Raw genomic sequence first — 11,574 nt, 5'->3', positions numbered from 1 at the left:
AACGTATTAAATTTAAGTCCCATCACCCTACTTAATCTTTTGTTACATACTTGTGATTTTCCCCGCCGACCTACTTAAAAGAGGTAGCAAAAATTCTTTACAGAAATACAGATTCAACCCAACTGTCAAATTTTGAAAGTATCGAAAAATCTCTTCGTCAAAAAATATTATCAGAAGTGGGGCCAGAATTAGGTAGCTTTTTTTTTCAACAGCATCAGGAATTAAAACCGGAAGAACGCGAACAGTAAAATCTGTAGTTGGGTCGCTCCGGATTACAAATAATCAGGCGGAATATTTCGGGTTAAAACCTTATAGTCAACTTAGTCCCATGATGGAAAAGTGTGCTCTGATAATCAGAAATAATGAGTCTTATCAAAAAGGAGAACAAGATTTAGAAACATTCACAGGAATCCCAGTTGCTCATAGTACGTTACAGAGATTAGTAAAACGACAAGAATTTGAATTGCCTACATCTAAACAAGGAGTCCAAGAAATTACCTTAGATGGAGGTAAAGTCAGGCTACGCAACGAAAACAAGGGTGAGCCATGTTATTGGAAAGATTATAAAGCCCTGTGTTTAGATAATGTTTATTGCGGAGCCTTTTTTCAAAATAATCAAGATTTAATTGATTGGAGTAATAGCCAAAAATTGCTACATCCTATGTATTGCATAGGAGATGGTCATCCGGGAATTTGGAACTTATTTCAATAAATTGGAGCGCCTGAACAAAGGCAAGAAATCTTAGATTGGTATCATCTGAAAGAAAATCTCTACAAAACAGGAGGTTCAGCAAAACGAGTAAAGCAAGCAGAAAATCTGTTGTGGTCAGGTCAAGTTAATGAAGTTATTAATTTATTTAAATATTTGAAAAAAAAAGGATTTAAAACCTTGTGTAATTATTTAGATTTCCATCGCAACCGAATAGTTAACTACCGATTATATAAAGAAGAATCTTTAAGTTCTATCGGTTCTGGAACAGTGGAATCAACGATTAAACGAATTGGACGCTTGGGTGAAACTATCGGGAGCGCAGTGGAATATCGAGAGTGTTTCCTCTATCCTTTCTCTTCGCTGTGCTTATCTCAATGGTCAACTTTCTACTTGATGTATCTGCAAAAGTGAGATGCACCCGTTACTCCCTCCCCGCTGGTTCGGGGAGAGTTGGGGTGGGGTAAAACATTTACGATTCCTGTAAGGATTGCTATGTAGTTTAATTTTTGATAAGATGACTGAAGCAACCCTAGTGCAACATAAGGTTGTAGTTTTGCTTAGTGTTTCTCTAATTTATACGCAGTAAACCGGGGGCAAAAATCTTTATTCCAAAAGCTTACTCTACACTGAATATGCCTTTTATCAGTTGGGGAAGTTCAATGTAATTGGTGATTGGTAATTGTAGGTGGGGTAGAAGGAAGAGAAACCCCATCTACAATTACTATTAACACTCAAATTCCCAAGTCAAAAATCCCAAGTCAAAAGTTAACAGTCAACAATTAATTGTTAACTGTTGACTGTTAAACTGAATGCCTGTACCGAACTCGCTAGGAACTGCGTGAATGGCTGTTCAGTCTCTCGATTTAGAAGTTTTGGAGAGCTTACCTTCAAAAGGTTGAACTCCACTATTTGGATAGTTGTCATCGCTGGGGCTAAAAATCCGCACCGCTGCTTCCGAAACGTAACGCATCGCGTTTGCCAAAGATTTAGAAAGATTCATAGAATCTGCCTCTCTTAATCTGGGTTCTGATACTTATTAGATTACTCGGATTTTTGGGCTATGGATGACTTTAGCAATATTTATTTGAATTACTTATTGGTCTGCAACATTGAAGCAAGCTGAAGGTTTTAGGAATTACGCATTGTTGGACGATCGACCTTTTGCTGGTAGATTTTTCCTTGGTCAACTCAAGCTGTCGCGATCGCCCTCCCGACGCTCAGAAACCGGGTTGTCTAACTCTATTCAAAGGCTGCAAGGAAATATTTTCGCAAAAAACCGGGAACGCTTGAGTGTTTGTGCTTAATTCCTGAGTTTGTTAAATTAAATATTTATATTGGTTTTACCATAATATTAATGTACAAATTAACCGAAATCCGCTATGAAAGGGCATAATCAGCGAATTTCTCCGACAAATATATGTAATCTTTATCAAAGATTTACAAAAAGATATGGTGTTTGTCACTATAATTAAAAAAAAGAAGTTTGTCCGGGGTTTTTCTTATGAAAACTACCACAGAAAGCCTGCAGCTCACAGGTTTTGAAGAAATCTTAGAAGACCGGGAACTAACGGTTTCTTCAGCAGATTACAGCCTTTTGACCGATCTCTACCAGCTAACGATGGCCGCTTGTTATGTCGGGGAAGGGCTCGACGGGCGGGTCGCGAGTTTTGAATTATTCGCGCGCAGGCTGCCAGAGGGTTTTGGCTACGCGATCGCCATGGGTTTGGCCCAAGTTCTCGATTATTTGGAAAAATTTCGGTTTTCGCCGGCGCAAATAGAGGCTTTGCAGTCCACTGGGATTTTTGCCGGCGCCCCGGAGCGATTTTGGACTTTACTCGCCACAGCCCGCTTTACTGGCGATGTTTGGGCGGTGCCGGAGGGAACGGCGGTGTTTGCCAACGAGCCTCTGCTGCGAATTGAGGCTCCTCTGTGGCAGGCTCAGTTAGTGGAAACTTATTTATTAAATGCCATAAATTATCAAACTTTGATTGCGACGCGGGCAGCGCGGCTGCGCGATGTGGCGGGCCCGGAGGCTAAGTTGCTTGAATTCGGGACGCGCAGGGCTTTTGGGCCTCAAGCTGCTGTTTGGGCGGCTAGGGCTGCTCTGGCTGCGGGATTCGACGGAACTTCTAATGTTTTGGCTGCTTTGAAGTTGGGCCGCAAGCCTGTCGGTACGATCGCCCATGCTTTGGTAATGGCTGTCGCTGCCCTCGAAGGCAGCGAGAATCAGGCGTTTGCAGCTTTTCACCGCTATTTTCCGGGGGCGCCGCTGCTGATCGATACTTATGATACTGTGGCGGCGGCGCGGATGTTGGCCGATCGAGTAAACAGCGGTGAAATGCAGTTGGAAGGCGTGCGGCTGGATTCGGGCGATTTGGCGGTGCTGTCTCGGGAAGTTCGATCGATCCTTCCGGGCGTTCCTATTTTTGCTAGCGGCGATTTGGACGATCGAGAAATTGCGAAATTAAAAAGTAGCGGCGCTTGCATTGACGGTTACGGTTTTGGAACCAAGTTGGTCAGCGGTTCCCCTGTCAACGGTGTTTATAAGTTGGTGGAAATTGACGGAATTCCGGTGATGAAAGAGGCAAGCGGCAAGGTAACATATCCAGGAAGAAAGCAAATTTTTAGACATATTGAAAATGGGCAAATTCTCGGAGATTGTTTGGCATTGTCAGGAGAAAATATTAAAAATTGCGATTCTATACCATTAATGAAATTGGTTGTCAAGGACGGCAAACGAGTCCAGAACGAGGAAAGTTTGGACGATATCGCCAAACGAACTGCTGCTTCTGTCGCCAGTCTTCGACCCGAAACTCGCCAACTTGACAACCCAATTTCGTCGCAGGTGGAAATTTCTCCAGATTTGCAGAGTCTCACCCAAAAAACCCAAAAGAGTCATTAGTCAGTAGTCAACAGTCAACAGTCAACAGTCAACAGTGAACAATTACCCATTACCCATTACTCATTACCGATTCCCTATGCAGAAGATTGCTCTTTTTGGAACCAGTGCCGATCCGCCCACAGCAGGACACAAAACAATTCTGAGTTGGCTTTCCCAACATTTTGATTGGGTAGCAGTTTGGGCGTCGGACAATCCTTTTAAGTCGCACCAAACTTCTCTAGAACACCGATCGGCAATGCTGCTGTTAATGATTCAAGAAATTAATTCGCCCAGACACAATCTTTGCTTGCATCCAGAACTCAGCAGTCCGAGGACGCTAGAAACTGTGGAACAAGCAAGATTGCTGTGGCCGAATGCAGATTTGACGCTGGTAATAGGTTCGGACTTGGTGGGGCAACTGTCTCGCTGGTACAAATTTGAACAATTGTTAAAACAAGTGGACTTGCTGATAGTACCGCGACCCGGTTATCCCTCCGAACAATTAGATTTGTGGCAGTTGAGGCGGATGGGTGCAGACGTGGCGATCGCATCTTTGAGTGCTCCCAATGTTTCTTCTACTTCCTATCGGGAAACAGGAGACAGGGAAGCTCTGACTCCGACTATCGAAGATTACATCAATAGGGAGCATTTGTACGCATGGCACGAGGCACGAAAAAGGGCGAAGGTTGCTCATTAGCTGACTTTAAAGTAGGAGTAGATAATGTGATTTTCTCCGTCGATGCCGTGCAGAACCGCTTGTTGGTACTGTTGGTAATGCGGCAAGACGAACCGTTTATCGATTCTTGGAGTCTTCCCGGTACTTTGGTGCGGGACGGAGAGTCTCTTGAAAATGCGGCTTACCGAATTTTGTCTGAGAAAATTCGGGTAAAAAATTTGTATCTGGAGCAATTGTATACTTTCGGAGAACCGGGGCGCGATCCTCGGGAATTTACCAGGGGCGATCGCTATCTTTCGGTGAGTTATTTTGCTTTGGTTCGCTTTGAGGAAGCTGAGTTAATTGCTGGGAGTGTAGTCGCGGGTGTGGGCCACCGCGTCGGCGGCATTGCTTGGTATCCCGTGCAACAAGTTCCACAGCTTGCCTTCGATCACAATCAAATTCTCGAATACGGATACCGGCGACTGCGTAACAAACTTGAATACAGCCCGGTAGCTTTTGAAGTTTTGCCGGAACTTTTTACTTTGAGCGATTTGTATCAGCTTTATACAACTATTTTGGGGGAAAATTTTTCTGATTATTCTAATTTTAGAGCTCGATTGTTGAAATTGGGTTTTTTGTGCGATACCGGTGTTAAGGTTTCGCGCGGGGCGGGCAGGCCTGCTAGTTTGTACCGCTTTGATGCGGCCGCTTTTGCTCCTTTCAAAAATAAGCCGCTGGTGTTTATTTAGCTGTTCCTTGGATGACATTCCGGGAGCAATTTAGTAACATTAGAATAGAAGCTATTAAGGAGTGCAGGCTATGAAAGACCCTGATGAATGCGCTAATATTCACGAAGTTCGGGAGGAAATTGATATTATCGATCGAGAAGTGATCGAGGCTTTGAGCAAGAGATTTCAATACGTCATCGCTGCAGCAAGGTTCAAAACGAGTGAAGCTAGCGTTAAAGCGTTCGATCGCTTTCACGATATGTTACAGCAGCGGCGCGAGTGGGCTAAAGAGTCGGGTTTGAATCCTGATGTGGTTGAAAATATTTACCGGGATTTGGTAAATTATTATATTGAGGAAGAGTTGAAACATTACAAATCTAAGTAAGTTTTTGCTAGATTCAAATCTAGGACTATAGGAAAGTGAGTCCGCGCGGGCGGATTGTTAGCAATATTTATTAAGTGATTTGGTGATATGAAAATTGCGATCGCACAACTCAATCCTACTATTGGTGATATCTTTGGCAACTCCAACCTAATTCTGGAGGCTGCGAAAAAAGCTGAGGTTGAGGGCGCAAACTTATTGCTAACACCGGAACTTTCCCTGATCGGTTATCCGCCGCGCGATTTGTTAATCAATCCGAGTTTCATTGCAGATGCAGGTGAACAGTTGCTGCAACTGGCGCAAGCTTTGCCACCGGAGTTGGCAGTCATAGCAGGTACTGCCTTACCTAATGCTAATGCTGTTAAACTCGGCGGAAAATCATTGTTTAATAGCGCTGTTTTGTTGCAAAATGGCGCCGTCAAACAAGTTTTTCATAAACGCTTGTTGCCTACTTATGATGTATTTGATGAAGATAGATATTTTGAACCTGGAGAAAACAGCAATTACTTTTCTATTGGCGAACTCAAAGTCGGCGTAACAATTTGTGAAGATTTGTGGAACAATGAGGAATTTTGGGGTAAACGCAGTTACGCAGGCGATCCTGTTTCCGATTTGGCAAAATTGGGTGTAGATTTAGTGCTGAATTTGTCGGCATCGCCTTATTCTGCGGGGAAGCGGGGAGTGCGATCGGCGATGTTGCAGCACAGCGTCATCCGCTGCGGGATACCGATTATTTACGCTAATCAGGTAGGGGGAAATGACGATATTATTTTTGACGGCAGCAGTTTTGCTGTGAATCGAAAGGGTGATTTAATTCAGGTATTAGCTTCTTTTGAAACGGATTTTGCGGTGCTGGAATATGACGCAGCTAAACAAGATTTAGTTGGCAGCGGCGGGATCGGGCAAGATGCCCGATCCACAACAGATTTAAGTTTTCATCCGGCAGAAGGAGATGCCGAAATTTGGGCGGCTTTGGTTTTGGGAGTGCGAGATTATGTTCGCAAGTGCGGTTTTTCTAAGGTTATACTCGGTTTGAGCGGCGGGATAGATTCGGCTTTGGTGGCGGCGATCGCCAGTTGCGCGATCGGGCCCGAAAATGTTCTAGGGGTGTTGATGCCTTCTCCTTACAGTTCGGATCATTCGGTTAAGGATGCTTTGGAATTAGCCCAAAATCTGGGCATGGCGATCGAACTATTGCCGATCGGCGATTTGATGAAAACTTACGATCGCACTCTCGCCAATTTGTTTGTCAACACAACTTTCGGGATTGCTGAGGAAAATATTCAATCGCGGATTCGAGGCAATCTGTTGATGGCAATTTCCAATAAGTTCGGACATTTGCTGCTTTCGACTGGGAATAAGTCGGAAATGGCGGTGGGTTACTGCACTCTCTACGGCGATATGAATGGGGGATTGGCGGTGATTGCCGATGTGCCGAAAACTCGCGTTTATTCGCTTTGTAGGTGGCTAAATTCTGGCGGATATGTAGGGGCGGTGCCCCCGTGCCCGCCCCTGGACAAGGAAATTATTCCGGTTAATATTATTAGTAAAGCGCCGAGTGCTGAACTGAAACCGGGACAAATTGACCAAGATTCTTTGCCGGATTACGATGTTTTGGATGACATCTTGCAGCGGTTAATAGAAAATCACGAATCCGCCCAACAAATTGTCGCTGCAGGACACGATGAAGCGGTGGTTAAACGGGTAGTAAAATTAGTGAGGCAAGCGGAGTTTAAACGGCGACAAGCAGCCCCGGGTTTGAAAATTAGCGATCGAGCTTTTGGTACCGGTTGGCGGATGCCGATCGCCAAATCTTCATTTTATTAAACGCATCATTAAACGCAAAATGGTTAACATCGACGGTAGTTTCGGCTTCGATTTTCTCCTGGGAACTCTCAGCAACGATACGATTAGAGGATTTGCGGGTAATGATACTGTTCAAGGTTTGGGGGGAAACGACCGAATTTTTGGCGATCGGGAAAATGATTTGCTAGCAGGAAATGAAGGCGCTGATACGCTGTCTGGAGGGCAGGGAAGCGATACAATCTATGCAGGACAAGGTGAAGATTGGATTTTTGGCGATCGGGGTAACGATTTGCTAATAGGCGGCGAAGGCGGGGATATCTTGACAGGAGGGGCGGGGGAGGATTTATTTGTGATTGAAAGAACATCCGCCGCATTTACTATTACTGAAGCCGATAGAATTACAGATTTTGGCAACGGCAATGATAAAATTGTCTTGACAGAAGGCATGAATTTTAGCGATTTAGAGCTTTCTGTTTCCGACAACCAAACTATTATGAAAGATAAAAATTCGGGCAAATATTTAGGAGTTGTTTCGGGAAAGTCTAATCTGACTGAATCAAACTTTATTTCGCTGTTTGGCGGACTAGATAGGGGTCAGCTTTTGCCAATTTCGGTTAACACGATTATAGCCGATCGCGCGATCGGACTGGAAGTGGCGCAAACTCCCCAAGAACAAGCCACAGGTTTAATGTTTCGGACAGAATTACCGGATGACAGAGGAATGTTTTTCCCGATCGAACCAGCGCGAAACGTGCGTTTTTGGATGAAAAACGTATTGATTGAACTCGATATGGTTTTTCTGCGGGAAGGCGTAGTGCAGGCGATAATTCCTAACGTACCGCCGTGTTTGACCGAAACCTGCCCCAACTACGGCCCGGATGTTCCCGTTGACGGAGTGATCGAACTAAGAGGCGGAAGGGCGGCCCAATTGGGACTGAAAGTTGGCGATCGGATTCCCAATTTACCGTAAAAGGTATATGATTTTATCGCAGCCTTCAACATTTGTGCATCCAATGAATCCTATTGAATTAAAAATAATCCCCAATCAAACTCAAGACGGTTTAGCTTACCAACATTTGCGCTTGCGTATTACAACTCAAGACGGTATCATTACGCCAAATGATTTACAAGGTTTGAAACTTCCTCAAGACGTTCAATTCAGCCAAGGAATTGTCATTGAAGGTAGAGGAGCAATTTGGCTGTACGGGTATTTAGTACACGAATGTCATCCTGCGGCTTGGGTTGGATGTTACGATCCGCGATTAGAAGGTGCCGTGGTAGTAGCGACGCACAAGCACGAGGTATCTGTTGGACAGGTATTAAAATTGAGTTTACCGAGCGATTAAGACTCTCCGTAGGGGGTGTAGCGGCTTTGGTTTTGAATGCCAATCCGACTCTTACTCCGGCCCAAGTTGAGTATATCTTGACGACAACAGCCAACCCAAATGGGATAATAGCCTAGAAAAAATAGGCAGCCACTATTCAGAAACATTAGTCGATCGCCATACAAGCGCGCGAATCTGTTTTGTCCGAACCTCCGCGCGGATGGGATGTGGATGCAATCCAGCAATGGCAAATATGGATTGACTTCGCAGTTAGAAGTTTGGCAGAAACTCGGCGGTTCTAGTTGTCCAACTTGTGAAGGTCAAATTCAAAATTTTAGCAAGCAAGTAGGATGGAACATGAGCTCGCAAGTAATCCCTATACCAAGGGAGTTTCCCGGCTAGTATCCAACACTTGCTGCATGAAGTTGGCAAAGTTATGTTGACAGCGATAAAAGCATAACTAGGTACAGTCTTTTTGCTGGCGCGCAAACATGACAAGCGTGGAGAGTTACAAAAATTAATCTGTTTTCTACTTTCGCTTGCGGCAAGTAACAGCTAATACCGCATATTCCAGGTTCATCAGAAAAATGGGTAGAAACCCCGTCCTTATAGGACGGCTTTACAAAAATATACAGAACCCAGCGAGTGGTTTACAAAAGGCGCGCTAGAATGTGAAGATGGAAAAAGCCTACCGCTATCGATTCTACCCAACCACCGAGCAAGAGAATCTCTTGCGACGGACAATGGGGTGTACTCGGTTAGTGTACAACAAGGCTTTAGCCGCCCGCACGGAAGCTTGGTACAAGCGTCAGGAGAGGGTTGGGTATACAGAAACCTCCTCAATGTTGACTAATTGGAAAAAAGAAGAAGAGCTTGATTTCCTTAACGAAGTTAGCTGTGTACCTCTTCAACAAGGACTCAGACACCTTCAAGCAGCTTTTACCAATTTCTTTGGAGGGCGAGCCAAATATCCTAATTTCAAGAAAAAGCACAACGGTGGTAGCGCTGAATTTACCAGGTCAGCTTTCCGGTGGAAAAACGGTCAACTATTTCTAGCAAAGTGTAACGAGCCGTTACCTATTCGCTGGAGCAAGCAAATCCCTCAAGGGTGTATCCCGTCTACCGTTACGGTAAAACTAACACCCGCTGGACGCTGGTATGTTTCCATACTCGTAAATGACCACACGATCAAACCGCTTCCTAAAGCAGATAAAACCATCGGATTGGATGTAGGGATTACTAGCTTGATTACCACCAGTAATGGCGATAAGATTGCTAATCCCAAACATTTCAAAAAACTTCGTAACAAATTAAAAAGGAAGCAAAAAGCCTTAGCCAAAAAGCAAAAAGGAAGCAACAACGGATACAAGACACGGAGGGAAGTGGCGAGAGTCCACGCACAAATAGTCGATATTCGCAAAGACTTCTTGCACAAGCTAACAACTCAAATAATTCGTGAAAACCAAACGATTGTAGTTGAGGATTTAGCTATCAAGAACATGGTAAAAAGCCATAAGTTAGCTCTTGCTATTAGTGATGCTAGTTGGGGTGAGTTGATTCGCCAACTAAGTTACAAGTGCCAGTGGTATGGGCGAGAATTTATAAAAATAGACCGCTGGTTTCCCAGTTCTAAACGGTGTGGAAACTGCGGTCACATTGTTGAAAAATTGCCATTGAATGTTCGAGAATGGGAATGTCCTAAATGTGGGACAAACCACGATCGCGATACCAATGCCGCAAAAAACATTTTGGCGGCTGGGCTAGCCGTGTCAGTCTGTGGAGCGACCGTAAGACCTGAACAGAGCAAGTCTGTTAGGGCGGGTGCTATGAAGCAGAAACCTAATCGGTGACGATTGGGAATCCCCGCTCCTTTAGGACGGGGTGGATGTCAAGAACTAGAGTAGCAGCTATATTGTGTGGTGTTAATCTGTCGGGTGCGGATCTGCGAGATATTGGATAAAACTTGCAGATTGTTGATGGCAACGCACCTTACTTGCTGGACTTTTCAAAGCTTTTTACCTATGCCTGTTTCTCACAAATCATTTAGGATTGCTATAAATTGAGAGGGGTTTAATAATATTGAGGAATTGCTGCAAAATGGTGGACGAATGATTAGGCCGCCAAACAGCAGTTAATTGAGTGGTTGTCGTTTGTTCCTGAATCTGACGATAGACCACTCCTTCGCGTTGAATATTCTGTACGTGAGATGGCAGAATGCTGATACCTGTTTCGCCTGCGACTAATCCCAAAATTGTGACCATAAAGACGGCTGTTTGAGCAACTTTAGGAACAAACCCTGCTTGCGAACATACATAGTAAATTTCCTCAGATAAGCCAGCCACAATCTGATGAAGGGGCATTACAAATTCTTGATCCTTTAGGTCGGAAAGCGAAATTTTGGATTGGGCTGTAAGCGGATGGTTTTTGGGTAAAACGACGACAAGTGGTTCTTGCGTGAGAGACATCGTTTCTAAATCATTGGCTTCAGAAATATCGTGGTAGAGATAGAGAAAAATGATATCAGTCTGGCGATCGCGCAACCTCTGAATTAAGAAAGCACTGTGTTCTTCCTGCAAAATCAGTTGTACCTCTGGATATTGCTGTCGAAAAGTTCGCAGAATCTCGGGAAAGACACCATTGGCGATCGAACTGGGAAAACCCACCGTCAAATAACCCAATTCACCCTGATCGATGCGCTGGGTTTTATGTACCGCTTGTTCTAACTGTACCAAAGTTGCGCGAGCTTCTTCTAAAAACGCCTGTCCTGCTGGGGTTAGCTGAATCGGGTGACTTTTGCGATCGAATAGCTTCACACCCAGTTCAGCCTCTAAATCTTTAATTTGTTGACTTAGGGGGGGTTGGGCAATGTGCAATCGCTTTGCGGCGCGACTAAAGCTCAGTTCGTCTGCCACTGCAATGAAGTAACGAAGATGGCGAAGTTCCATAGGTTATACGATTTTAGATTTTAGATTTGAGAATAGAACGATTGGGAATGAATGATTACTATCCTGGTTTGGAGCACTGGCCTACAGTTACATTCTCTTTTGTAACGGGGATTAAATAGTATATTTTTTAAGTATAT

Annotated in this window: 11 protein-coding genes and 1 pseudogene; 10 read left to right on the top strand and 2 right to left on the bottom strand. The window is 44.3% G+C overall.

Annotated elements, in window-relative coordinates:
* The first annotated feature begins 92 nt into the window (after window positions 1–92).
* Window positions 93–1,106, top strand: a pseudogene (locus QUB14_RS16225) (ISKra4 family transposase).
* A gap of 456 nt (window positions 1,107–1,562) precedes the next feature.
* Here QUB14_RS16225 and QUB14_RS16220 read toward each other — a convergent pair.
* Entirely contained in the window at window positions 1,563–1,712 is a 150-nt protein-coding gene (locus QUB14_RS16220; protein WP_006635335.1) for a hypothetical protein, read from the bottom strand.
* A 501-nt stretch (window positions 1,713–2,213) separates the two neighbouring features.
* Here QUB14_RS16220 and QUB14_RS16215 point away from each other — a divergent pair.
* The 9 genes from QUB14_RS16215 to QUB14_RS16175 all read left to right on the top strand — a co-directional run bounded on the left by QUB14_RS16215 (window position 2,214) and on the right by QUB14_RS16175 (window position 10,342).
* Window positions 2,214–3,614, top strand: coding sequence for a nicotinate phosphoribosyltransferase (locus tag QUB14_RS16215; protein WP_333217881.1), 1,401 nt, complete (start codon window positions 2,214–2,216; stop codon window positions 3,612–3,614).
* A 76-nt stretch (window positions 3,615–3,690) separates the two neighbouring features.
* Window positions 3,691–4,290 (top strand): nicotinate-nucleotide adenylyltransferase, encoded by a 600-nt coding sequence (locus tag QUB14_RS16210; protein WP_333217882.1) that lies wholly within the window; start codon window positions 3,691–3,693, stop codon window positions 4,288–4,290.
* Complete coding sequence (locus tag QUB14_RS16205; RefSeq protein WP_333217883.1) at window positions 4,251–5,000, top strand: NrtR DNA-binding winged helix domain-containing protein; 750 nt, start codon at window positions 4,251–4,253, stop codon at window positions 4,998–5,000. The genes QUB14_RS16210 and QUB14_RS16205 overlap by 40 nt, the downstream gene beginning before the upstream one ends.
* 70 nt (window positions 5,001–5,070) lie before the next feature.
* Window positions 5,071–5,364: an isochorismate lyase gene (locus QUB14_RS16200; RefSeq protein WP_190658973.1), complete on the top strand. Its 294-nt coding sequence runs from the start codon at window positions 5,071–5,073 to the stop codon at window positions 5,362–5,364.
* 87 nt (window positions 5,365–5,451) lie between these two features.
* Window positions 5,452–7,188 carry an NAD+ synthase gene (locus tag QUB14_RS16195; RefSeq protein ID WP_333217885.1) on the top strand — a complete coding sequence of 579 codons (1,737 nt, stop codon included), beginning with the start codon at window positions 5,452–5,454 and terminating at the stop codon, window positions 7,186–7,188.
* A gap of 19 nt (window positions 7,189–7,207) precedes the next feature.
* Entirely contained in the window at window positions 7,208–8,137 is a 930-nt protein-coding gene (locus tag QUB14_RS16190; protein ID WP_333217887.1) for a DUF192 domain-containing protein, read from the top strand.
* A 43-nt stretch (window positions 8,138–8,180) separates the two neighbouring features.
* Entirely contained in the window at window positions 8,181–8,513 is a 333-nt protein-coding gene (gene crn3 / locus QUB14_RS16185; RefSeq protein WP_006635328.1) for a CRISPR-associated ring nuclease Crn3/Csx3, read from the top strand.
* A 204-nt stretch (window positions 8,514–8,717) separates the two neighbouring features.
* Window positions 8,718–8,894, top strand: coding sequence for a GUN4 domain-containing protein (locus tag QUB14_RS16180; RefSeq protein WP_333217889.1), 177 nt, complete (start codon window positions 8,718–8,720; stop codon window positions 8,892–8,894).
* 275 nt (window positions 8,895–9,169) lie between these two features.
* Window positions 9,170–10,342 carry an RNA-guided endonuclease TnpB family protein gene (locus QUB14_RS16175; RefSeq protein ID WP_333217891.1) on the top strand — a complete coding sequence of 391 codons (1,173 nt, stop codon included), beginning with the start codon at window positions 9,170–9,172 and terminating at the stop codon, window positions 10,340–10,342.
* A gap of 189 nt (window positions 10,343–10,531) precedes the next feature.
* Here the strand turns inward: QUB14_RS16175 and QUB14_RS16170 are convergent, their stop codons facing one another.
* On the bottom strand, window positions 10,532–11,437 hold the full coding sequence (locus QUB14_RS16170) for a LysR substrate-binding domain-containing protein (protein ID WP_333217892.1): 906 nt from the start codon (window positions 11,435–11,437) through the stop codon (window positions 10,532–10,534).
* Window positions 11,438–11,574 lie beyond the last annotated feature (137 nt).

It is taken from the genome of Microcoleus sp. B3-D2 (assembly GCF_036705345.1).
GTDB lineage: Bacteria > Cyanobacteriota > Cyanobacteriia > Cyanobacteriales > Microcoleaceae > Microcoleus.
Note: the sequence above shows the minus strand (reverse complement) of the source record. Positions and strands in the feature narration are given on the sequence as shown.

Excerpts from the sequence above, each read along its gene's own strand:
- QUB14_RS16220 (WP_006635335.1), bottom strand. The coding sequence starts at position 1,712 with ATGAATCTTTCTAAATCTTTGGCAAACGCGATGCGTTACGTTTCGGAA.
- QUB14_RS16215 (WP_333217881.1), top strand. The coding sequence starts at position 2,214 with ATGAAAACTACCACAGAAAGCCTGCAGCTCACAGGTTTTGAAGAAATC.
- QUB14_RS16210 (WP_333217882.1), top strand. The coding sequence starts at position 3,691 with ATGCAGAAGATTGCTCTTTTTGGAACCAGTGCCGATCCGCCCACAGCA.
- QUB14_RS16205 (WP_333217883.1), top strand. The coding sequence starts at position 4,251 with ATGGCACGAGGCACGAAAAAGGGCGAAGGTTGCTCATTAGCTGACTTT.
- QUB14_RS16200 (WP_190658973.1), top strand. The coding sequence starts at position 5,071 with ATGAAAGACCCTGATGAATGCGCTAATATTCACGAAGTTCGGGAGGAA.
- QUB14_RS16195 (WP_333217885.1), top strand. The coding sequence starts at position 5,452 with ATGAAAATTGCGATCGCACAACTCAATCCTACTATTGGTGATATCTTT.
- QUB14_RS16190 (WP_333217887.1), top strand. The coding sequence starts at position 7,208 with ATGGTTAACATCGACGGTAGTTTCGGCTTCGATTTTCTCCTGGGAACT.
- crn3 (WP_006635328.1), top strand. The coding sequence starts at position 8,181 with ATGAATCCTATTGAATTAAAAATAATCCCCAATCAAACTCAAGACGGT.
- QUB14_RS16180 (WP_333217889.1), top strand. The coding sequence starts at position 8,718 with ATGTGGATGCAATCCAGCAATGGCAAATATGGATTGACTTCGCAGTTA.
- QUB14_RS16175 (WP_333217891.1), top strand. The coding sequence starts at position 9,170 with ATGGAAAAAGCCTACCGCTATCGATTCTACCCAACCACCGAGCAAGAG.
- QUB14_RS16170 (WP_333217892.1), bottom strand. The coding sequence starts at position 11,437 with ATGGAACTTCGCCATCTTCGTTACTTCATTGCAGTGGCAGACGAACTG.